This window comes from Klebsiella sp. P1927, assembly GCF_018204675.1.
GTDB lineage: Bacteria > Pseudomonadota > Gammaproteobacteria > Enterobacterales > Enterobacteriaceae > Klebsiella > Klebsiella pneumoniae.
This window is the reverse complement of sequence record NZ_CP073377.1, coordinates 3,385,957-3,408,538: the sequence shown is the minus strand read 5'-3', so window position 1 is coordinate 3,408,538 and position 22,582 is coordinate 3,385,957. Positions and strand designations below refer to the sequence as shown.

At 53.9% G+C, this 22,582-nt stretch carries 22 protein-coding genes; 12 read left to right on the top strand and 10 right to left on the bottom strand.

Annotated features, from left to right (window positions below):
* Position 1 precedes the first annotated feature (1 nt).
* Positions 2-913 carry a glutathione ABC transporter permease GsiD gene (gsiD, locus tag KB892_RS17320; protein ID WP_004147729.1) on the top strand — a complete coding sequence of 304 codons (912 nt, stop codon included), beginning with the start codon at positions 2-4 and terminating at the stop codon, positions 911-913.
* 521 nt (positions 914-1,434) lie between these two features.
* Here the strand turns inward: gsiD and rimO are convergent.
* Complete coding sequence (gene rimO / locus KB892_RS17315) at positions 1,435-2,760, bottom strand: 30S ribosomal protein S12 methylthiotransferase RimO (protein WP_004141985.1); 1,326 nt, start codon at positions 2,758-2,760, stop codon at positions 1,435-1,437.
* A 232-nt stretch (positions 2,761-2,992) separates the two neighbouring features.
* A complete protein-coding gene (locus tag KB892_RS17310; protein WP_004147732.1) occupies positions 2,993-4,234 on the bottom strand; it encodes an oligosaccharide MFS transporter in 1,242 nt (413 codons plus the stop codon).
* A gap of 378 nt (positions 4,235-4,612) precedes the next feature.
* On the opposite strand from KB892_RS17310, the gene bssR reads away from it, so the two are divergent.
* Both bssR and KB892_RS17300 read left to right on the top strand, forming a co-directional pair.
* Positions 4,613-4,996: a biofilm formation regulator BssR gene (gene bssR, locus KB892_RS17305; protein WP_004151712.1), complete on the top strand. Its 384-nt coding sequence runs from the start codon at positions 4,613-4,615 to the stop codon at positions 4,994-4,996.
* 115 nt (positions 4,997-5,111) lie between these two features.
* Positions 5,112-6,221, top strand: a complete 1,110-nt coding sequence (locus KB892_RS17300; RefSeq protein WP_004151713.1) for a PQQ-dependent sugar dehydrogenase — start codon at positions 5,112-5,114, stop codon at positions 6,219-6,221.
* 2 nt (positions 6,222-6,223) lie between these two features.
* Here the strand turns inward: KB892_RS17300 and KB892_RS17295 are convergent, their stop codons facing one another.
* Positions 6,224-6,850: a glutathione S-transferase family protein gene (locus KB892_RS17295; RefSeq protein WP_004151714.1), complete on the bottom strand. Its 627-nt coding sequence runs from the start codon at positions 6,848-6,850 to the stop codon at positions 6,224-6,226.
* Between the two features lie 1,533 nt (positions 6,851-8,383).
* Between KB892_RS17295 and KB892_RS17290 the strand changes: the two genes are divergently transcribed.
* On the top strand, positions 8,384-8,512 hold the full coding sequence (locus tag KB892_RS17290; RefSeq protein ID WP_014342958.1) for a hypothetical protein: 129 nt from the start codon (positions 8,384-8,386) through the stop codon (positions 8,510-8,512).
* Between the two features lie 652 nt (positions 8,513-9,164).
* Complete coding sequence (dacC, locus tag KB892_RS17285) at positions 9,165-10,367, top strand: serine-type D-Ala-D-Ala carboxypeptidase (protein ID WP_004151716.1); 1,203 nt, start codon at positions 9,165-9,167, stop codon at positions 10,365-10,367.
* A 38-nt stretch (positions 10,368-10,405) separates the two neighbouring features.
* Here the strand turns inward: dacC and deoR are convergent, their stop codons facing one another.
* Positions 10,406-11,164 carry a DNA-binding transcriptional repressor DeoR gene (deoR, locus tag KB892_RS17280; RefSeq protein ID WP_004151717.1) on the bottom strand — a complete coding sequence of 253 codons (759 nt, stop codon included), beginning with the start codon at positions 11,162-11,164 and terminating at the stop codon, positions 10,406-10,408.
* 101 nt (positions 11,165-11,265) lie between these two features.
* Positions 11,266-11,859: an undecaprenyl-diphosphate phosphatase gene (ybjG, locus tag KB892_RS17275; RefSeq protein WP_004141974.1), complete on the bottom strand. Its 594-nt coding sequence runs from the start codon at positions 11,857-11,859 to the stop codon at positions 11,266-11,268.
* Between the two features lie 327 nt (positions 11,860-12,186).
* Between ybjG and kdeA the strand changes: the two genes are divergently transcribed.
* Positions 12,187-13,419 (top strand): multidrug efflux MFS transporter KdeA, encoded by a 1,233-nt coding sequence (gene kdeA, locus KB892_RS17270; protein WP_004151718.1) that lies wholly within the window; start codon positions 12,187-12,189, stop codon positions 13,417-13,419.
* Positions 13,420-13,456: 37 nt separating this feature from the next.
* On the opposite strand, the gene KB892_RS17265 is transcribed toward kdeA, so the two are convergent.
* Both KB892_RS17265 and KB892_RS17260 read right to left on the bottom strand, forming a co-directional pair.
* Positions 13,457-14,269, bottom strand: a complete 813-nt coding sequence (locus KB892_RS17265) for a Cof-type HAD-IIB family hydrolase (RefSeq protein ID WP_004141971.1) — start codon at positions 14,267-14,269, stop codon at positions 13,457-13,459.
* Entirely contained in the window at positions 14,269-15,471 is a 1,203-nt protein-coding gene (locus tag KB892_RS17260) for an MFS transporter (RefSeq protein WP_004151719.1), read from the bottom strand. The genes KB892_RS17265 and KB892_RS17260 overlap by 1 nt, the downstream gene beginning before the upstream one ends.
* Before the next feature lie 82 nt (positions 15,472-15,553).
* Between KB892_RS17260 and KB892_RS17255 the strand changes: the two genes are divergently transcribed.
* Positions 15,554-16,117 carry a TetR/AcrR family transcriptional regulator gene (locus tag KB892_RS17255; RefSeq protein ID WP_004141969.1) on the top strand — a complete coding sequence of 188 codons (564 nt, stop codon included), beginning with the start codon at positions 15,554-15,556 and terminating at the stop codon, positions 16,115-16,117.
* A gap of 122 nt (positions 16,118-16,239) precedes the next feature.
* Here the strand turns inward: KB892_RS17255 and KB892_RS17250 are convergent, their stop codons facing one another.
* A complete protein-coding gene (locus KB892_RS17250) occupies positions 16,240-17,292 on the bottom strand; it encodes a phage integrase (RefSeq protein WP_004151720.1) in 1,053 nt (350 codons plus the stop codon).
* 415 nt (positions 17,293-17,707) lie between these two features.
* Here KB892_RS17250 and ltrA point away from each other — a divergent pair, with 415 nt between their 5' ends.
* Positions 17,708-19,195, top strand: a complete 1,488-nt coding sequence (gene ltrA, locus KB892_RS17245; RefSeq protein ID WP_004178082.1) for a group II intron reverse transcriptase/maturase — start codon at positions 17,708-17,710, stop codon at positions 19,193-19,195.
* 98 nt (positions 19,196-19,293) lie between these two features.
* Here ltrA and KB892_RS17240 read toward each other — a convergent pair whose 3' ends face one another.
* Positions 19,294-20,238, bottom strand: a complete 945-nt coding sequence (locus tag KB892_RS17240) for a hypothetical protein (RefSeq protein ID WP_004150866.1) — start codon at positions 20,236-20,238, stop codon at positions 19,294-19,296.
* Positions 20,239-20,249: 11 nt separating this feature from the next.
* On the bottom strand, positions 20,250-21,128 hold the full coding sequence (locus KB892_RS17235; RefSeq protein ID WP_004152885.1) for a phage repressor protein CI: 879 nt from the start codon (positions 21,126-21,128) through the stop codon (positions 20,250-20,252).
* A 145-nt stretch (positions 21,129-21,273) separates the two neighbouring features.
* Between KB892_RS17235 and KB892_RS17230 the strand changes: the two genes are divergently transcribed.
* The 4 genes from KB892_RS17230 to KB892_RS17215 are packed head-to-tail and all read left to right on the top strand — an operon-like array spanning position 21,274 to position 22,550.
* Complete coding sequence (locus tag KB892_RS17230; protein ID WP_000188448.1) at positions 21,274-21,495, top strand: MerR family transcriptional regulator; 222 nt, start codon at positions 21,274-21,276, stop codon at positions 21,493-21,495.
* A 32-nt stretch (positions 21,496-21,527) separates the two neighbouring features.
* The gene (locus KB892_RS17225; protein WP_000460893.1) at positions 21,528-22,037 is read left to right on the top strand and encodes a phage regulatory CII family protein; all 510 of its coding nucleotides are present in this window, start codon (positions 21,528-21,530) and stop codon (positions 22,035-22,037) included.
* Between the two features lie 7 nt (positions 22,038-22,044).
* Positions 22,045-22,245: a phage filamentation protein Fil family protein gene (locus KB892_RS17220; RefSeq protein ID WP_000956179.1), complete on the top strand. Its 201-nt coding sequence runs from the start codon at positions 22,045-22,047 to the stop codon at positions 22,243-22,245.
* On the top strand, positions 22,209-22,550 hold the full coding sequence (locus KB892_RS17215) for a DUF5347 domain-containing protein (protein WP_000963473.1): 342 nt from the start codon (positions 22,209-22,211) through the stop codon (positions 22,548-22,550). The genes KB892_RS17220 and KB892_RS17215 overlap by 37 nt, the downstream gene beginning before the upstream one ends.
* The last annotated feature ends 32 nt before the right edge of the window (positions 22,551-22,582 follow it).

Sequence of the window (22,582 nt, the reverse complement as noted above, 5' to 3'; positions counted from 1 at the left end):
GGTGCGATTGCTTAACTGGAGAAGGCAGGCGGCGCTGAACGCCATGCCGGGCATCAGACCCGGCGAGATCCATACCCCCTGGCATGAGTTCTGGCGGCGCTTTCGTCGCCAGCCGGTGGCGATGGGCGCTGGTATTTTCGTGCTGTTGCTGATTGCGGTAGCCATCGTTGCCCCATGGATAGCGCCGTACGATGCGGAAAACTATTTCGACTACGACCGTCTGAACGAGGGACCTTCGCTGGTGCACTGGTTCGGAGTCGACTCCCTGGGACGGGATATTTTCAGCCGGGTGCTGGTCGGGGCGCAGATCTCGCTGGCCGCCGGGGTACTGGCGGTGCTGATTGGCGCGGCCATCGGCACGGTGCTTGGGCTGCTGGCTGGCTACTATGAGGGCTGGTGGGACCGGCTCATTATGCGACTTTGCGACGTGTTGTTCGCCTTTCCGGGGATCCTGCTGGCGATCGCGGTGGTCGCCGTCATGGGCAGCGGGATGGCCAACGTGATCATCGCCGTGGCGATCTTCTCGATCCCGGCGTTTGCTCGTCTGGTGCGCGGCAATACGCTGGTTCTGAAGCAGCAGACCTTTATTGAATCGGCGCGCAGCATCGGCGCCAGCGACGCCACCATTCTGTTCAACCATATTCTGCCGGGGACGGTGTCATCGATCGTGGTTTATTTCACCATGCGCATTGGGGTATCGATTATTTCGGCGGCCAGTCTGTCGTTTCTCGGCCTCGGCGCGCAGCCGCCCACCCCGGAGTGGGGCGCGATGCTCAACGAAGCGCGGGCGGATATGGTGATGTCTCCGCACGTGGCGCTCTTTCCGGCGGTGGCGATTTTCGTGACCGTGCTGGCGTTTAATCTGCTGGGAGATGGCCTGCGCGATGCGCTGGATCCGAAGTTAAAGGGGTAGGATGAGGGAAAGCTCCGCCGGGAGTCCTTTATGTTATCTGCGGCTTCAGCGTAGTTTGCGCTCCCGGTTAATCGTCTGCGTTATGTCTCTTATGGCGCAGGGAGCGCACAGGGGGCGGCCAGTCGCCGCCGCCCCCTGTACCCCCGGGCTCCGGCCAGCAACATCGCCACTGCGTGGTGCCTTCGACTTATCCCTGCAGGCTTCGGGTTGGGCCGAAGCAGCGTCCCTGCAAAACACGGCCCTCAGCCCGCATCCATGCGGCCTGCCCCTGCCTTTCGGGAACGTCTCAGCGATGTTGAGGCCGCCAGCACCGGCAGTTTCAGCAACAATGGTGAATAAATTAACGGCAGGCCGCACGAACTGTAGGCCGGGTAAGACGTTAGCCGCCACCCGGCAATATGAAGGCATGATGACTGATAAATTACCCGGCGGCGCTGCGCTTGCGCGGGCCTGGGGGGATGAGCCTACGGGAGGACCCCGTAGGCCGTGGAATGCGCTAAGCCGCTATCCGGGAAGCTGGACTAGACCCGGGTACCCCACAGGTCGTATTCGTCGGCGTGCTCGACTTTCACCCGCACCACGTCGCCCGGCTTAACGCGGGTTTCGCCGTTCAGGTACACCGCGCCGTCGATTTCCGGAGCGTCGGCCATGCTGCGGCCAATGGCGCCTTCTTCATCAACTTCATCTACCAGCACCAGGATTTCGCGCCCCACTTTCTCCTGCAGACGCTCGGCAGAGATCTGCTGCTGCAGCTGCATAAAGCGGTTCCAGCGCTCTTCTTTCACCTCTTCCGGCACCTGGTCCGCCAGCTCGTTGGCGGTAGCGCCTTCAACCGGGCTGTACTTGAAGCAGCCGACGCGGTCGAGACGCGCCTCTTTCAGGAAGTCGAGCAGCATCTGGAAATCTTCTTCCGTTTCGCCCGGGAAGCCCACAATAAAAGTGGAGCGCAGGGTCAGATCCGGGCAAATTTCACGCCACTGCTTAATGCGCGCCAGCTGACGGTCCGCAGAACCTGGACGCTTCATCAGCTTCAGAATACGCGGGCTGGCGTGCTGCAGCGGAATATCGAGGTACGGCAGAATCTTGCCTTCCGCCATCAGCGGGATCACATCGTCAACGTGCGGGTACGGATAGACATAGTGCAGGCGCACCCAGATGCCGAGCTTCGCCAGCTCTTCGCACAGACTGACCATGCTGGTCTTCACCGGCATACCGTTGTGGAAGCCGGTGCGGTGCTTGACGTCGACGCCGTAGGCGGAGGTGTCCTGCGAAATCACCAGCAGCTCTTTCACGCCGGCGTCAGCGAGGCGTTTGGCTTCGGCCAGCACTTCGCCAATCGGACGGCTCACCAGATCGCCACGCATGGACGGGATGATGCAGAAGGTGCAGCGATGGTTGCAGCCTTCAGAGATTTTTAAGTAGGCGTAGTGGCGCGGCGTCAGCTTAACCCCCTGTTCCGGCACCAGGCTCAGGAACGGGTTGTGCTTCGGCTTCGGCGTATAATGGTGGACATGCTCCAGCACCTGCTCATAGCTGTGCGGACCGGTGATCTCCAGCACCTTCGGATGCACTTCGCGGATCTGATCCTCTTTCGCGCCGAGACAGCCGGTGACGATTACCTTGCCGTTCTCTTTCAACGCTTCGCCGATCGCTTCCAGCGATTCCTGCACAGCGCTATCAATAAAGCCGCAGGTGTTAACGATCACCATATCGGCGTTGTCGTAGGTCGGTACGACGTCATAACCTTCGGTGCGCAGTTCGGTCAGGATACGCTCTGAGTCCACGAGGTTTTTCGGGCAGCCCAGGGAGACGAAGCCGATTTTCGGCTGATGCGTGACATTGCTCATAGCTTAAAAAGTGTTCAATTATTGGAATGGTCAGGGCAGGAATTCTACAGATCTTTGCGAAAAAGAGTATAGCTCCGTCGCGGTTAATGGTGAAAAAGCGCCCCCGACCTGTCTTTTACGCCCCCCACCGCCAGAGCGGATCCCACACGCCCCGGAGCAGAGGGGCGGGACACGCTTCTGACAAGCCGTGCGCACAGGCGGCTCAAGCCCGGCGTGGCTGCCGGGCAGAGACTTATTGCGCCGGGTTAATGGCTGCGGAGGGCGTGGCGCCGGTTTTTTTCGGCTCGCGCTTATCCTGCAGCGTGAAAATAGAGATCAGGGTAAAGAGCCCGGCGACGCTGCCGAGAATCAGATAGGTGTTGGCGAAGCCAATGGTATCGTACAGATAGCCTGCCAGCGGAGAGTAAATGGCGGTGGCGATCGAGGCGACGAACAGCACCAGCAAATAGACCGTCGAAGAGAGCTTGTGGTCGAAGTTGGCGGCGATGAATTTAAAGACCGATACCAGAATCAACGGCTTCTCCAGAGCATGCATCATTTTCACCGCACCAATCCACACCGGGCCGAGGGGCACGGCTGAGCCGACAATACGTACCGACATGATCAGCCCGGCGATGATCAGCGCCCATTTGGCGCCGGTCCGGTTAACAAACCATGGCATCAGGCAGAGGAACAGGGTTTCACCGCAGACCTGAATAGACGCGAGGATCCCGTACCAGCGGTTGCCTTCCTCCGGCGTCGGGAACTGTAGCGAGAAGTACTGGGCAAACTGCTGATCGTAGGTGTCGTAAATCTGCGTGACGAACAGGGTAAAGAGCAGCAGCATCCAGAACTGACCATTCTTCGCCAGCTCAAGGGCATGAGAGACCTTCAGCGATTCGCTTCGCGCCACATCGGCGTCGGTTAATTCAATTTTGGTTAGCATAAAGCAGATGGCGGCGATGACAATGGCGAGGCTGGCGAGCCAGAAGGCCAGATTAGGATTGCTGTCGATATATTTACCCACAATCCAGGCCGCCGCTGCCCAGCCTAACGAGCCCCACATCCGCACACGACCATATTCGAACTGATAGCGCCGGGAAATCTTATCGATATAAGAGTCGATTACTCCGCAGCCGGAGTTAAAGATGATCCCCAGATAGATCCCTCCCAGCAAGGCGCCAAACCAAAAGTTGTGCACCAGCAGCGGCGCGTAAACGTAGATAAAGAAGGGGCCCACCGGCAGGAGCAGGGCGACCAGCAGCCAGATAAGCCGTTTTTTCAGGCCGAACTTGTCAGAGATAAAGCCGAAGAAAGGCTGCATCAGCAGGGCGATAAAGGCGTTGACCGAGTAAAGCAGCCCGGTCTTCGTGGCGCTGATGCCAAGATGCTGGGTGGTCCAGATAACGAAGAAAGCCATGGTCGACGACCAGGCGAACAGGTAGAGGAAATCGAAAAGACTCAACAGAAGGTAGTTTCTTTTACCGGACGTCATGTTTCAGTTCCTTGCAAATGGGCAGAGAGAATTTCAGCGATCCGCGGGCCGCGTTCGCTGTTTTCTTGACATGTTATACGTATTACATTAATTATTTGTTATGACATCCTAATTGACGATGGTGCAACAGGTCATATGAGGTATTGTGATCATTGCTGCACTAATTTTGTCTCTTATTGCCATTTTCTGTTTGTTAATTTCAGATTGAAATTAATTGTGATCGTATAACATTGTTTTTGTTATACACCCTACAATGCGTTAAAGTTGCCACATTGTAAATGATGTTAAAGAACTGGGGATTATTGACCTGGCGCATCATTTTGCACAAAAAATAACCGTATTATGGAAAGGGTAAAGGACGACAGAGGAGGAACCGTGATGACCGTTGACAGACTATACCGCCACCTTCTGCAGAAGCTTATTAACGCCAATATCGATATTGACGCCTATCTGCAACTGCGAAAGGCCAAAGGCTACATGTCAGTCAGCGAAAATGACCATCTGCGTGATAACTTGTTTGAGCTTTGCCGTGAAATGCGTGCGCAGGCGCCGCGCCTGCAGAATGCCATTTCACCGGAGGAGAGGGATGTCCTTCGCCTGGCCGGCGAATCGGTCGCCGCCGCTGCACTATGCCTGATGAGCGGGCATCATGATTGTCCGCTATACATCGCTGTTAACGTAGAGAAGCTAGAACGCTGTCTGACAGGATTGACCTCAAATATTCATAAATTGAATAAATTGGCGCCAATCACTCATGCCTGATCGGCTGAAACCCAGGGGAAGTGAACGCTTCCCCTGTTAAAGGTTATGTAAAAATCCCCGCGCAAATTTCCCCGCTGGCTACCCTTTAGCCCAGAGCTGACGAAAGGAGAATGCCATGCGTCCGATCCCACTGCTGTTGATATTGAGCGCCTTAGCGCTACCAGCCCTGAGCCGGGCCGCGGTGCGGGTGGAGGTATTGCAAAACCGGCTGGCCCAGCCGTGGGGCATGGCCTTTCTGCCTGACGATCAGGGCATACTGATCACCCTGCGCGGCGGCGAGCTCAAGCGCTGGCAGCCGGGTAAAGGTCTGTCGGCGCCGATAGCCGGCGTGCCGCAGGTATGGGCCAACGGCCAGGGTGGCCTACTGGACGTGGCGCTGGCCCCGGATTTCGCCCAGTCGCGGCGGGTGTGGCTGAGCTATGCGGAAAGCGACGCCAGCGGTAAGGCGGGCACCGCGGTGGGCTATGGGCGGTTGAGCGAGGATGCCACGCAGCTGACGAACTTTACCGTGGTCTTTCGCCAGCAGCCGAAGCTCTCCGTCGGCAATCATTTTGGCGGCAGGCTGGTGTTCGACGGCAAAGGATATGTGTTTATCGGGCTGGGCGAAAATAATCAGCGTGCCACCGCCCAGGATCTCAGCAAGCTGCAGGGGAAAGTGGTCCGCCTGACGGAGACCGGAGGTGTACCGCCGGATAACCCTTTTGTCGGCCGGGCTGACGCCAGGCCGGAGATCTGGGCTTACGGCATCCGTAATCCGCAGGGCATGGCGATGAATCCCTGGAGCGAGGCGCTGTGGCTGAACGAGCATGGCCCGCGCGGCGGAGATGAAATTAATATTCCGCAGGCGGGGAAAAATTACGGCTGGCCGCTGGCGACGCACGGTATTAACTACAGCGGCCTGCCCATTCCGGAAGCAAAAGGCAAAACGGTTCCGGGGACCGAACCTCCCCTGTATGTCTGGCCGGTCTCTCCCGGGGTGAGCGGGATGGCCTTTTATTCGGCGCCGACCTTTCCCCAGTGGCAGCATAAGCTGTTTATCGGCGCGCTGAAGGAGACATCGCTGATTGTCCTGGCGGTGGACGGTAATCAGGTCCGCGAGGAGGGGAGATTACTGGAGGCGCGCGGAAAACGCATCCGCGATGTTCGCGTGGGACCCGACGGCTATCTGTACGTTTTAACCGACGAGTCTAACGGCGAGCTATTGCGGTTGAGTCCCGAGGCTTAGCCTCAGGTCACCGGGATCTGCACTACTTCGCGCCAGGCAGGACGTTGGCTAATCTGCTGATACCAGCGCTGCAGATGGGGCCGCGGTTGCCAGCTGTCGAGGATCGACAACAGATTGTAGACGAAGGGAGCGACGGCAATATCGCCAAGGCCGAACTGCTCGCCGGAGAGCCACGGCATTTTGGCCAGTTCGTCATCCAGCATGGCGAACAGCGCTTCGCAGGCGCTGATCCCCGCGGCGATGGCCGCCGGGTCGCGCTGCTCCGGCGGCGTTCTCACCAGGCCCATTAATACCGGGCGATGGGCGGGTGAGAGGGTGCCGTTGGACCAATCCATCCACTTTTCCCCTTGCGCGCGCTGCGCCGGCGCGGCAAGCCACAGACGGTCAACGCCATACTGGGCCGCCAGGTAGCGAATAATCGTATTTGATTCCCACACTACCACCCCGGTGGCATCGTCCTTTAACAGCGGCACCAGCCCGTTCGGGTTCATCGCCAGATATTCCGGGTCATGGTTGAGACCAAACTCCAGCCCGGCGAGGATCTGCTGATAAGGCAGATCCAGCTCCTCCAGCACCCAGCGTACTTTCTTCACGTTGGTCGAGTTATTACGTCCCCACAGTGTAATCATTTTCGCTCCTGAGTTTGTTTCACTGCCGTTGCAGCGCGATCGGCGATCATGTTGGGATAAAGTTAAAAATCCGGCAAGCTTTTTTATTTGGCTGTTATTAAAGGTTTTTATGCTTACTCCCTTCAGCCAGGGGCACTCCTGGGTCACAGGGCCCGGAAAGTGTTTTTACTATTTTACAGGAGTAATATCTATCGGGTGTTACGCTACGAAGGAAAGGGCGTGAATATGGTGTATCTTATTGATAATTAAAGCTTTAAATTAGGCGTGCATCTATAAAAACGCTCCCTCTCCGTCTCGGTTAAAATCTCAATGTCGCCTGAGGGTATAATTTGATGCTGATTATTGCATCGCAATCATCTGAGGAACACAGGTTAATATTAATAAATAGAAAGTCAGTGAAAGAATTATTTTTTTTACAGGGATGAACTGTTGTTTTTATCGATCGGATATACATCTTTCTCATCCCACCCAGAAAAAATAGACCATGAGAGGCGCCGACTGGCTGGAAGATATTCTGAAAAATAGCAAAAAAAACCCAGTGACTGGCACTGGGGAGTAAATTTACTCAGGGTTGCATGCTGTTCTCAAGATAATATTCGAGTCTCGAAGTATGGGTTAACCAAAGGTAACCATCAACTTCCATACAGACTACATGGGAAATATACTGTATTAAATAACCAGGAATCCACCCTTACTTTTGTGCTATTTATCTTACCTGGGTAATCACTGCGGGGGTAAGTGGTATATAATGCAATAATCAGTATTTGAATCTATAGCGTTAAACGAGCAGAGCCTGGTAGAGGACTTTACTTTCCCCGGAAGGATTTGAAAAAGGCGGTTAAAATGAATGACTGATAAGGATGGCCAGCATACTATCGCGGTGCTATCAAAACATCCCTGCAAAACGAAATAGGGATAAAAGAAGCACTGGCGAACTGCAGTCTGGAAGAGCGAGTCGTAGAGCTCGATATGGCATCGGACGAGAAGGGTAGGAGATTACCCGGGAAGAGATGTTAATCTTTTCATCAAACCGGCGTGATTAATAACGGGCAACAGAATCAGAGCGGCCCGGGGTTTTGAGAGCAATACTTCTGTAAAGGCCACGGCTGTGGATGCGCTGTTATGAATGTATTTGTAAAATTTATCACGATCCAGAGTCGCCTTGAAAAAAAAAGCCCAGCGACAGGCTGGGGTGTAATTACACGCATAAAGGGATATGCCATTTTCAACACAATATGCGAATCTTAATTTATGGAATAACTGCGGGTGAGCTACCCGCTTCCATAAAGATTGCAGGGGAAACTATACTGTATTTAATGACCAGGAATCCATCCGTATCGATGTGCTATTTTTCTTACTTGTGTAATACGGAAAGTGAAAATAGCCCGATAAACTATTTTTTACCGATATGCCGACTAAAACAGGGAAGCCGTCTGCCTGCTTATCCAGTGGGCGAATAATTCATATCATTAGCGGGAGGCTCTCCCTTCCTGACCTCAATCCCTGATGGTGGCGTATAGAGGGGATAGCTGATTGATATCCTTTATCAAGGATATTGCGCCTCCATCGGCGGAATGCTATGGCAATCGAAGCCTTGCTGAACATGGCGATCAGGCAGGCCCGATGGAGAGAAAAGTGCGGGCGTTGTTGCTAATTTCCTGAGACGGGCGTAATGACCGTCTCAAGCATAGCCCGGGAGTTCTCAACTGCATTTCAGGCGTAAATACGGCCTACAGAACCTTCAGGTTTATATTTAAGCGTCTGAGACTTCTACAGCAGCAAGCCAGATGTGGTTATTGTGAGTTCGGAAGTTGAACTGGGCCTCATGGAATGCAACCGGGCCGACATTTTGAGTTTTGTGAAGGGTATCAGCAGTAACAACCATCCCCGGTTCTCAGGTGAAGGGGGTAGGGGCGAGGCGACTGGATATCACTGGCCAGGCTTTCGCTTACCCCACACGGCCCCGCCATAATGTGAATCTATGACCAGGCAAACCACGATGAAAGACACGCTCGCGACGTCTCTTTAGTAGCATTTTTCCCGAAGACAAGTTAGCTATGTCATTGAAATTTCGGTGACTAATTGGTTTTGAAAGGCGATTTTTTTCTTGCCATAATAAAGTTAACATTAAGGCGATTACGATCAAAAAAATTGTTCTGATTAAAGCACAGCGGCATGTTATTGCGTAAACTTTAAAAACTTTACCAACTCGCTGTTTCTTTAAGGTCATTTGTACGCTTTACTCACCGGTTGCTGCGGCGCGGTCAGAGTGGCGCGGCATATTTTGTTTGGAAAGGATACTTGGGTGGCTCTTATGATGCATGACGCTTTTTCCCTTCGCGGCCTCGCGGCAGGTTGCGCGCTGTTATTTCTTGTCGCACCTGCGGTGCAGGCTGCGGAACAACTCCCCGACGCCCCTTCAATTGACGCTCGCGCCTGGATCCTGATGGACTATGCCAGCGGGAAGGTGCTCAGCGAAGGCAATGCCGATGAAAAACTCGACCCGGCCAGTCTGACGAAGATCATGACCAGCTACGTGGTAGGGCAGGCAATAAAAGCGGGAAAAATCAAACTGACCGATATGGTGACCGTTGGGCGCGATGCCTGGGCGACCGGCAACCCGGCGCTGCGCGGCTCATCGGTGATGTTCCTCAAGCCTGGCATGCAGGTTTCCGTAGAAGATCTGAACAAAGGGGTCATCATTCAGTCCGGTAACGACGCCAGCATTGCGATTGCTGACTACGTAGCGGGCAGCCAGGACGCTTTCGTTAGCCTGATGAACGGCTACGCCAAAAAGATGGGGCTGACCAACACCACCTTTATGACCGTCCACGGCCTTGACGCGCCGGGGCAGTTCAGCACCGCCCGCGATATGGCGCTGCTGACCAAAGCGCTGATCCACGACGTACCGGAAGAGTACGCGGTACATAAAGAGAAAGAGTTCACTTTCAATAAAATTCGCCAGCCGAACCGCAACCGCCTGCTGTGGAGCAGCAACCTCAACGCCGATGGCGTGAAAACCGGGACCACCGCCGGGGCCGGCTATAACCTCGTCTCCTCGGCCACTCAGGGTGATATGCGTTTGATCGCCGTGGTGCTGGGGACCAAAACCGACCGCATTCGCTTTAACGAGTCAGAAAAACTGCTGACCTGGGGCTTCCGCTTCTTTGAAACCGTGACGCCGATTAAACCAGATGCCACCTTCGTTACCCAGCGCGTGTGGTTTGGCGATAGCAATGAAGCGAAACTGGGGGCTGGCGAGGCGGGCTCTATCACTTTGCCGAAGGGCCAGCTGAAAAACCTGAAAGCCAGCTATACCTTAAATCAGCCGCAGCTTACCGCGCCGCTGGAGAAGGGGCAGGTGGTCGGGACTATCGACTTTAAGCTAAATGATAAAACCATTGAACAGCGTCCGCTGATTGTCATGGAGTCGGTAAAAGAGGGCGGCTTCTTCAGCCGGATGATCGACTTCGTGCTGATGAAACTGCACGGCTGGTTCGGCAGCTGGTTCTCCTGATGCCTGCCCGCGCCCTGCGGGGCGCGGGCAGCGACGCTTCAATACAGTAGGGAAATCTGCTGCGCCTTCGCCAGCGCGACCAGCTCATCATCCGGGCAGATATCGCTGGCAATCACGTCAAATTTCGCTAACGCCCCCATGCGCGCCGGACGCACTTTGCCAAACTTGCTGTGGTCGACCACCAGCACGTGATAGCGCGCGTGACGCATCGCCCAGTGCTTAACCGGCAGCTCTTCCAGGTTATAGCAGGTCGCCCCCTGCTCGCAGTCGATCCCCGCCGCCGAGTAAAAGGCGATATCAGGGCTCAGATGGCTGAGGGTATCCTCAAGGCTCAGCGGCATAAAAATCGCGTTGCTGGCATGAAACTCCCCACCGCACAGGACCGCGCGGCACTGGGGTTTTTCCTGCAGGGCCAGAAAGGTGTTCAGGGAGTAGCAGACGCCGGTGAAGGGCAGGGCATCGTCAATGGCGTCAATAATCCACGGCGTGGTGGTCCCGCAGTCGAAGAAGGCCATCTGATGGGCCTCCAGCAGCGCGGCCGCATGGCGAGCGGCACGGCGTTTTTCCTCGACCAGCCGGGTTTTTTGATCGCTGAGCAGATAATGGGTGGCGCTGCGCGGCTCCAGCACAATGTATCCGCCGAGCAGCACAACCGGGCCGCTGTGGCCATTGAGGTCGCGACGAATGGTCATTTCCGACACCCCAAGCAGGGAAGCGGCTTCTTTCAGATGCAGCTTATCGCTGCGTTTAAGTGCCTGAATGAGCTGACTGATACGTTCGTCACGGCGAGTTTCCATATTCCCTCTGCGCTAAAATCGCCCTGCGGGGGCAGGGCGTTAGCGGGATTTTACCTGTCGCTTGCGGGTTAGTCACGCGGTGGCCGCAGCGACGGCGGCGTTTAGCCGCGCACCCAGCCTTTGCGGATTGGCAAGGAGAAGCAGAGACGATACAGCCGCTGCAGCTGATGGTATAGCGCCGGGCCGAACGTGTGCCAGATCAGCGCCGCGCCAAGGCAGCCGCACATCCCGGCCAGCAGCCCGCCGACCATATCCAGCGGCCAGTGCACGCCGAGATAGACACGGGACCAGGCGATGGCGGCGGCAATGGCCATCAGCAGGGCGCCGGACCACAGGCGATGCCAGAACAGGAAGGCCAGGGCAAAGGTAAAGCTGACGGTGCCATGGTCGCTGGGGAAGGAGTCGTCCGCCGCGTGGTGCAGGAAGTTATAGCCTACGCCGGCGACAAACGGCCGATCGTGCGGATAGAGGTGGCCGATCGCCCACGACACGGTCAGGCTGATCGTCAGCGCCAGCATCAGCTTAAACACCATCTGCCGCTGGGCAGGCCCCCACAGCCACAATGTCACCACCAGCAGAGGCACGATCAGAATCAGATCTTTAGCGATGAAGATCGCCATCTCAATGGCCCACTGCGGCGAGGCAGGCGTCGCGTTGAGCAGGGCGAACAGCGCATAGTTAATATTTTCCAGCATAGACTTCCAGGCTCGTTGGTCCGATAGCAATTAAGCCGCCTACCCTAAATAAAAGCGGTGCGGAGATAAAGGCGGCATTGTCTTAAAGATCAGGTTGTTATGAAATCCACTACCATAAAGTCTACGGCTAACAGCCTGAAAAACGTCAGTATATCGTTTGTCACATTGCTGAAACATAAACGGAATATATACACAGGCTGAATAACAGGGGAGAGGCGGGACGATGGCGCACGGCTCGTAATATTGTGCGGTGTCACCCACAATTCACTATCTCCGCGCCGGGAGTTTCATTACACTTTGCGCGATTTTTGATAGATAAGAGATTTCATGCAAAATTATTCGCTTTCAGGCCGCCGCCTCGGAAGGCAGGCGCTGTTGTTCCCGTTATGTCTGGTGCTGTACGAGTTTTCCACTTATATCGGCAACGATATGATTCAGCCGGGCATGTTAGCCGTGGTGCAGGAATTTCAGGTGGGCAACGAATGGGTACCTACTTCAATGACTGCCTATCTGGCAGGCGGCATGTTTTTACAGTGGCTGCTGGGGCCGCTGTCGGATCGTATTGGCCGCCGTCCGGTGATGTTGACCGGCGTAGTATGGTTTATCGTCACCTGCCTGGCGACGCTGCTGGCGCAGACCATTGAGCAGTTTACCCTGCTGCGCTTCCTGCAGGGGATCAGCCTGTGCTTTATCGGCGCGGTGGGCTATGCGGCGATACAGGAGTCCTTTGAGGAGGCGGTGTGTATCAAAATCACCGCCCTGATGGCTAACGTGGCGCTGATTGCCCCGCTGCTGGGGCCGCTGGTGGGCGCCGCCTGGGTGCATGTCCTGCCGTGGGAGATGATGTTTGTCCTGTTCGCCGTGCTGGCGGCCATCTCGTTCTTCGGCCTGCAGCGGGCGATGCCGGAGACCGCGACGCGGCTGGGCGAAAAGCTGTCGGTGAAAGAGCTGGGCCGCGACTATCGGCTGGTGCTGAAGAACCTGCGCTTCGTCGCCGGCGCGCTGGCCACTGGCTTTGTCAGCCTGCCGCTGCTGGCGTGGATTGCCCAGTCGCCGGTGATTATTATCAGCGGCGAACAGGCCACCAGCTATGAGTACGGCATGCTGCAGGTGCCGATTTTCGGGGCGCTGATTGCCGGCAACCTGGTGCTGGCGCGCCTGACTGCGCGTCGGACCGTGCGCTCGCTGATTATCATGGGCGGTTGGCCGATCATGTTTGGCCTGATCCTCTCTGCGGCGGCGACCGTGGTCTCTTCCCACGCTTATCTGTGGATGACGGCCGGTCTGAGCTTCTACGCCTTCGGGATTGGCCTCGCGAACGCCGGCCTGGTGCGTTTAACCCTGTTCGCCAGCGAGATGAGTAAAGGCACGGTCTCGGCGGCGATGGGAATGCTGCAGATGCTGATCTTCACCGTCGGCATCGAGCTCAGCAAACATGCTTACGAGCTGGGCGGCAACGGGCTGTTCAGCCTGTTTAACCTGCTGGGTGGGGTACTATGGCTGGGGCTGATGATTTACTTTCTGAAAGATAAAAGCGTCGGCAATTCGCAGCAGGGGTAGTTGTTTTCAACCCGGATGCGCTCACATCCGGGTCTTATCAGGCGAACGGCGCTTCGCGATCCAACACCTTATCAATAATCTGCAGGACACCTTCTTCGTTGTTATGCGGCGCCTGATAGCGGGCGACGGCTTTGACGTCTTCCCGGGCGTTGGCCATGGCAAAGCCAAACCCGGCGTGCTGCAGCATTTCGATATCGTTGCCGCTGTCGCCGAACGCCACTACCTCGTGATCCTCAATGCCCCAGCGCTGCTGCAAAATGCGCAGCCCGTTGGCTTTGTGCACACCCGGGATAATTAAGTCGATGCTGCCGTAGCCGGTGGCCACCGCGGTGACCATGTCCCCCAGCGCCGCGTGCAGCTTCGGCTGAATTTCCGGGATCAGGCTGTCTGGCACGTTGAGACCAAATTTGAGGATGGTGTCATCGAGATGGTTAAAATCATCCACCAGTTCAAGGCGGTGATAATACTTCGCCGCCACCGTCTTCAGCGCGTCGTTGTAGCGATTGAGGGTGTAGGCGCTGCGCTTCCCGCAGGCGATGATTTCGATATTCGGCAACGTCTGCAGATGGTCGACCACGGCGTTGAAGTGGTGAACCGGCAGTTGGCAGTTGAAGACGTCTTCATTGCCGCTCACCACCCAGCCGCCGTTTTCCGCCACGAAGGCGATCTGATGGGCGATCTCCGGGAAAAAGGAGATCAGCTGATAATATTGGTTGCCGCTGGCGACCACGAAGCGAATATTCTGTTCGCGCATTCGCTGGTACTGGGCGAGGAAGCGCGGCCGGTTGTAAGTTTTGGCATCGCTTAAAAAGGTGCCGTCCATATCCACCGCAATCAGTTTGATGCTCATTAGCTGTTCTCCATAACGGGTTCAGATTGTGGCTTAGCCACCGCGCGGGCGACCAGCGCCGCCACCATCACCAGACCCAGCACCACCATCATGGCGCTGCGCAGGCCGAAGTGTTCGCCGAGGAAACCCAGCAGCGGCGGCCCGACGAGGAAAGCGAGATAGCCGGTGATCGCCACCACGCTGACGCGCTTGGGCGCGTCCGGCCCGGTATCGCTGGCGGCGGAGATGGTCAGCGGGAAGCCGAGCGAGGCGCCAATGCCCCACAGCAGCACCGAGATGCCCGCCACCCAGGGGTTATCGACGAAGATGATCAGGCCTATGCCGAGGGCGCCCATCACTGCGCTGCCGCGGACCACCGCCACCCGGCTGTAGCGATCGATAAACCAGCCGCCGGTAAAGCGGCCCAGCGTCATGCCGAGGGTGAAACCGGCATAAATCAGGGAGCCGGAGGTGGGGCTAAAGCCGTGGCCATCCACCATCAGCAGCGGCAGCCAGTCGTTGGCCGAGCCTTCGGCAAAGGCCATCGCCAGGACAATGACGCCGATCAGCAGCAGCTGCGCGTCGCGCCACACCGGCAGACCTTTCGCCTCACCGTGGGCGACTTCGGCGGCATTTTTACCGGTGCCGTCGGGAATGGCGCGGATAGCAATGGCGATGGGCAGGATAGCCACCAGCGCAGCCGCCAGGATGTGCGGGGCGGCCGGCAGACCGAATCCGGTCACTGCCATGCCCACCCCGGCGCCGAACAGGGTGCCAAAGCTGTAGAAGCCATGCATCATCGGCAGCACCGTTTTATTCATCTCCCGCTCGATCGCCGCGCCTTCGACGTTAATAGCGACTTCTGCAGAGCCAAAGCTGGCGCCGAAGATGGCCAGGCCGAAGGCGAACAGCGGGGCGGAAGTGACCCACAGCGCCAGGCTGAGCACCAGCATGCCAAGCACGGCGAAGGACATGGTGGTGCGGATGACCTTGCGGGTGCCAAAGCGCTTCACCAGCCACGCCGAGCAGAGAATACCGCTCATCGACCCCACCGACAGACCAAACAGCACCACGCCCATCTCTGCGGTGGATAGCGCCAACAGATCGCGGATCGCCGGCGTGCGGGTGGCCCAGGAGGCCATTAACAAGCCGGGGATGAAAAAGAACATAAACAGCGCCCATAGCCGAAGCTGCAGCGCTCTGCGCGAGGATTGCGTCGTCATCCGTAAACGCCTTAAAGGAGAAGAGTGAAGACAACAGTAGCAAGTATGTGTACATTTGTACATAAACCGGAAGAGGAAAATCATGGCCCGTAGACCAAACGATCCGCAGCGCCGCGAGCGCATCCTGCAGGCGACGCTGGATACCATCGCGGCGCACGGCATCCATGCGGTGACGCACCGTAAAATCGCCACCTGCGCGAATGTGCCGCTGGGATCGCTGACCTACTATTTCAGCGGCATTGAGGCGTTAATTGAGGAGGCGTTCAGCCTGTTTACCGCCGAGATGTCGGCGCAGTATCAGCAAGGCTTCGTCGGGGTAACGAACCGGGAACAAGCCTGCGATGCCATCGCGGATCTGATCTTCAGCGCCCAGGTGACCACGGCGCGCAATATGGAGCTGATGTACCAGCTGTACGCGTTCTGCAGCAGTCAGCCGGCGCTGAAGGCGGTGATGCAGAACTGGATGCGGCGCAGCCAGCAGACGTTGGAGCAGTGGTTCGCCCCCGATACCGCCCGCGGTCTCGACGCCTTTATTGAAGGGATGACCTTGCACTTTGTCACCGACCGCGCGCCGCTGTCGAAGGCGGCAATCCGCATGATGGTCGGGCAGCTGGCGGGGGAGAGGGCGCAGGAAGAGGGGCGCTGAAGCGGCGTTTCACCCGGAATGGCTAAACGCAGGCAACAAAAAACCCATTTATGTAAACGGGTTAATGAAAACAATAAGTTAGATTAAAAACAATAAGTTAGATTGGTGGTCAGTGGTGGTTATTACGGGGTAATGCCAACCGCTGCCGCCACTTTGTCGCCTCTTGGCAGCGTTGCCAGAGGATTGAAACGGAGCGCCGTTTCCAGATGATCCGGTGCCAGATGTGCGTAACGCATAGTCATTTTTATATCGTGGTGTCCGAGAATTTTTTGTAAGGCCAGAATGTTTCCACCCGACATCATGAAGTGCGCCGCAAACGTATGGCGCAGAACGTGTGTGAGTTGACCGCGAGGGAGCACGATAGACGTTTTTTCCATCACGGATAAAAATTGAAAATAACAGTCTGTGAAGAAATTGAACCCATCAAGCGCCATGATCTCTTCGTAAAGCTCTTTACTGATAGGGATGCTTCTGTTTTTCTTCCCTTTTGTTCTGACAAAGGTAATTCGGTATTTGGTCACCTGTGAGCGGGTAAGATTTACGGCTTCACGCCAGCGTGCGCCTGTGCTTAAGCATATCTTAACTACCAGTGCCAGAATTGGGTCCTGACGTTTGCAATCAGCCAGCAATTCAACAATCTGCTCATGGGTAAGCCATGCCATCTCTTTTTCTGCGATGGTGAATTTTCGCATGTTCTCCAGTGGGTTCGGATACGACCATTCGCCCAGACGGGATAGTTCGCTAAAAACACTACTTAGATAGCTTTGCTCCAGGTTAATGGTGACCGGGCTGGCTCCTTTCTTCCATTTCTCGCTGAAGTAGATCTCACCTGTCAGTCGTTTATCTCGATAATGGGCAAACATTTTAGATGTGAGATCGGTTGCAAGGGGATTGCCCAGAGCGTCAACCATCAGCAGCAATTTGTCATAGACATGCTGCCCAGCAGTCAGAGATTTACCATGTAGTTTGAACCATAGTTCAACCACGTCTTTCAGTGTTCGACGATCCACTGATTCACCCAGCCAGGGCTTTGCTTCGGTTTCTTCCATCGTGTGACGCTCAAAAGCCAGAGCTTCGCCTTTGGTGGCGAATTGTTTACGCACACGACGTCCACTACGTCCGGCGGGGTAACATTCGCAAAGCCATTTTCCTGTGGTGAGTTTTCGTACTGCCATAAAAAAAGCCCTCATATCAGAGGGCTAAATTTAACTGTATATAAAAACAGTGTGCGCCGGGAGACCGGTTAGAGATCAAGGGGTGAAAGTCCCCGACCATTGAAGGACCAGCAATCCACAAGGTCCCCGAGTCATGCGTTGCATACCGCGAGGTATGGGGCGAAGCGTTGACAGGGGTGTTGACAGGCCAGCCATTGAGCCACGAAATGTATATTAAATTACCGGGTGCCGACGTTGTACTGTTAACGGAAGGCAACATCATAGGGTGCGATACTGCGAGTGCCACATGGACCCGGCGGGGTCTGAGACCCTGGCATGTCAATACGATCTCTACGCGGGAACCGGGAGATCTCCCCTCTGACCATCTGCCAGTGTCGGAGATGGCCCGCACCGGGAAGACGAGGAGTCATAGCCGGTGATGTACGGAGAGGAGAAGTCGGACTCGCTCATAGTAGCGGCGAAGCAGGCGAACAACCCGAAAGGAGCGGAGTCAGTGGAGCGAAGGAGCGGGGCCAAGGGGAACGCGGAACAGCCACACATGCGCCGGACACAGAGCCGGGAAAGCATGTCACAGAGGCTGTCACGCGTGCGGGAAGCTGCGAAGCAGCGGAAGAAAGAACGGTTTACAGCATTGTTCCACCTGCTGACAGTCGAAGCACTGGAAGCCGCATTCCTCTCCCTGAGCAGGAAAGCGGCCGCCGGAGTGGATGGCATCAGGTGGATGGACTACGCCGGAAACATGAAGAACAACATAACAGATCTGCACCGGAGGCTACATCAGGGCAGCTACAGGGCGCAGCCCGGCAGGCGTCACTACATCCCAAAAGCGGATGGAAAACAACGCCCGCTCGGCATCGCCTCGCTGGAGGACAAGATCGTCCAGTATGCGCTGGTGAAAATCCTGAACGCAGTCTATGAAAACGACTTTATGGGGTTCTCATACGGGTTCAGACCCGGGCGAAGCCAGCACGATGCACTGGACGCACTGGCCACAGGGCTGGTACGCACTAACGTAAACTGGGTACTGGATGCCGACATCAGTCAGTTCTTCGACAGGGTGAGCCACGAATGGCTGATCAGGTTCACAGAGCATCGGATCGGCGACCGGAGGGTAATCAGGCTCATACGTAAGTGGCTCACAGCCGGGACGTCGGAGGAGGGTCAATGGCGAGCAACGGAGGAAGGCACCCCACAGGGTGCGGTCATCTCACCGCTGCTGGCAAACATATACCTCCACTACGTCTTCGATCTGTGGGCGCATCAGTGGCGACGTCGCTATGCCACAGGCAATGTGGTAATGGTCAGATACGCCGATGACATCGTCATCGGGTTCGACAAACGATACGATGCCCGGCGCTTCCGTATAGCCATGCAGCGCAGACTGAGGGAGTTCGGACTCACGGTTCACCCGGAGAAAACCCGTCTGATGGAGTTCGGCCGCTTCGCTGCCGAAAACCGTGCCATCAGGGGAAAAGGCAAACCAGAAACGTTCAACTTCCTCGGGTTCACGCACATCAGCGGGAAAGATCGCAACGGCAGGTTCATGCTGATACGAAAGACCCGCCGGGATCGGATGACGGCAACTCTGAAAGCCATCAAAGACGGTCTGCGAAGGCGCTGGCATTACTCAATCCCCGAACAGGGAAAATGGCTCAGGAGAGTGGTTCAGGGATACCTGAACTATCACTCGGTACCGGGCAACTTCCCCACCATGCAGAAGTTCAGGACACACGTAACAAACCTCTGGCGCCGGGCGCTCAGGCGCAGGAGCCAGAAGGATGATACGACCTGGACGAAAGCAAACAAACTGGCAGCCGCATGGCTACCAAGGGTTCGGGTTCTTCATCCATGGCCTGTGGAGCGGTTCACCGCCAGACACCCGAGGCAGGAGCCCGGTGCGTAAATCGCGCACGCCGGGATCTGTGCGGGGGGTATCCGGTAACGGGTATCCCTACCGCGACATTCAATGTATTTTTTACTTAGGAGCATACATGTTCATGATTAATCTGTTTCTTTATCACTTCCAGTTACTTTAACTTTGTCTTTGATTGTATTCAAAAATGACGCAAAGCTCGGTGGTTGCTCTGTCTGACCTGAAAATGCAGAGTCACCTGAAATATTCCAATCCTTAAAGACTTCTATTGCATCCTCTTTAGTTGCTGTAGAACCGTATATCTGCAAAAAAACTTGACCAAACATCAAAGCATGTCGACGATCTTTTCGCCTGATCGATTCATGTGTGTACTTTTTTGAGTTACTAAGGCAGATATATGATAGCCATGAAAGAATGGCGATTCCAACTAATCCTCGCGTGAAGATATATATTAACTGAAGGTTAGTGAGATTTTTTAAATCTAAGTTCATGTATAATGTAAAAAAAGCAGATATTACCGCAAGGAAGCCAAAAAATACCCCAGCAATAGACCAGATAATAGACATCAATATAAAATGTTTGTCATCACTAGCAAGATCTGATTTAACATCGTTAACATAGGTGGGGATTTTTTCATCGATTCTTTGTTGCTGTACTTGGCTACGGAGTTCCTTATTTTCACTAATCAAAGAATTAACTTGTTTTACGTTTTTTTCGATTATTGCGTTTTTTCTATTAAGATCCTGAGTATAATGCTCTAACTGTAGAGTTAATATGCTGTTTCGTTCTTCTAATTGTATTATATGTTCTACATAATTATTAGGTTCAAGTGATTTTACATTTTTTCTTTTATTAGTTTCATTTTCATTTATATTGGGTTCTTCATCCATCTGTGGCCTAGTCATGTATTTTTCAATTAGTGCTAGGTTATTATGAGCTTCAGAAAACTCTCCTGCTTCTATTAAGTTTTTTATATGAGAGTAGAAGTGTTTTGCTATATTTTCAGACTGTGAATTAAGCAAGTCTAATAGGTGTTTTTTTATTTCGCTATCTTTATTGGTTGGTTCAGTCATGATGTTTCTCTTTATACATTTTTAGTAAAAACTCTTTTACATTTTGCCAAAACGATAATGTCAGTAAGTAAGCATTCAAAACTTGCGTTAGTGCCTACAACTTTAACCATACCAACGGGTATGCGAGTCAAATCTTTGATGCTTATTTTCCCTTCAATATTCACAAGCCACTTGCCATCAGTAACTTCATTAAATTTTGATTCTACAATATATATTTCCTCATCAATGAATACTGCTAAAGGTTGCAGAAAGGTTCCTTCTAACAACTTAGAGTCAAAAGTCAAAACGGTTTCTTGAGCAAGAGATCCATCAATTATTTTATGATATGGGATAGTGATAGTATTGATTCGAGGCTTTTCAAACATTGCCCCGTTACCAGTGGTTAGCCATGTTAATGAAGCACCAGTTTCCAGTGAGCATTGAATAATCCAGTCAGCAGGAAAGGTATCTCTCATGTAACGATTGGCTAATGTACTTTTTGATACACCAATATGATCAGCTAAAGCTTGTCTTGTCTTAAATCCATAAGCCAAAACGATTCGCTCTATTGCTGCTTTTCCGCCTTGGTTAATAGTAAAAAAGTTCTCATTTTGGATGTCTTGTTCTCTATTGAGATGTTGATGCTTGCTGTCACAATTGTTGTGACTTTTTTCTGCATTATTTGTAATTCTTCCCTTCTCTGTATCAGTGCCAAATGCCAACCACTCGACCGGCACTCCAGTCTCCATGCTACAGATAACGACCCAATCAGCAGGGAAAGTGTCACGGGCATACCTGTTCGCCATTGTACTTTGCGATATACCTAGGTGATTACAGAATGCTTGTCGGGAAGAAAAACCATAGGCTTTCAGTATCCGAGCTATAACCGATTGCCCTCCGCGATTCTGCATGATTAAGGATTTCTTTTTTTCGTCCACATGGCGAAATGTGATTTCGTGTGTTGACATAACCGATTTGTGATCCTATTCTCCGAAATGTGAAGTTGAAGCCACGATTAAAACTGACTCACCACAAGCCAATAGGAGATGTTGCATCATGACCCCTAACATTTCAATAACCCTGAATACGCCACATGTCACAATTGAGCGTTATAGCGAACTTACTGGTCTTTCAATCGACACAATTAACGATATGCTGGCTGACGGTCGCATCCCTCGGCATCGCCTTCGGAAAGACAAGAAAAGAGAAAAGGTGATGATCAACCTTGCTGCTCTTACCGTTGATGCACTTACTGATTGCAATGTTGTATTCAACTAGTTCCATTTTGGGATGCATCAGGGGTGTCGACCATGTTTGATTACCAAGTTTCCAAACATCCACATTTTGATGAAGCCTGTCGTGCATTCGCATTGCGCCACAACCTGGTGCAACTGGCAGAACGTGCTGGCATGAATGTGCAGATTCTGCGGAACAAGCTGAACCCAGCTCAACCTCATTTATTAACCGCACCAGAAATCTGGCTGCTTACCGATCTGACTGAAGATTCAACGCTGGTAGATGGTTTTCTGGCACAGATTCATTGTCTGCCATGTGTACCGATTAATGAGGTGGCAAAAGAGAAACTGCCACATTACGTCATGAGTGCAACCGCAGAGATCGGGCGTGTTGCAGCAGGTGCGGTATCTGGCGATGTAAAAACCAGTGCAGGTCGTCGTGATGCTATCAGCAGCATTAACTCTGTAACACGACTGATGGCGCTGGCCGCTGTTTCATTGCAGGCCCGTTTACAGGCTAATCCTGCGATGGCGAGTGCAGTTGATACCGTGACTGGCCTCGGTGCTTCATTCGGTTTGCTGTGAGGTGCTTATGCTGACGAAAGAACCATCATTTGCATCGCTGCTGGTAAAACAAAGTCCGGCAATGCACTACGGGCACGGCTGGATCATGGGTGAGGATGGTAAACGCTGGCATCCGTGCCGTTCACAAGATGAATTGCTGGCAGAACTATCTACGAAAAAACAGGGGAACAAATGGCTATTGAAGGCGCTGCGGCGACTGTTCCATTAAGCCCCGGTGAACGCCTGAACGGACTTAATCACATTGCGGAATTAAGGGCGAAAGTATTTGGCCTGAATATTGAGTCAGAGCTTGAGCGGTTTATTAAAGATATGCGTGATCCACGGGATATCAATAATGAACAAAATAAACGGGCACTGGCTGCCATATTCTTTATGGCAAAAATCCCAGCTGAACGTCATAGCATCAGCATTAATGAGCTGACCACTGACGAAAAGCGGGAGCTGATTAAAGCAATGAATCATTTTCGTGCAGTGGTGAGCTTATTTCCCAGACGGCTAACCATGCCGAATTAACCAACTAATGAAATTCATGGCGTAAACCCGCC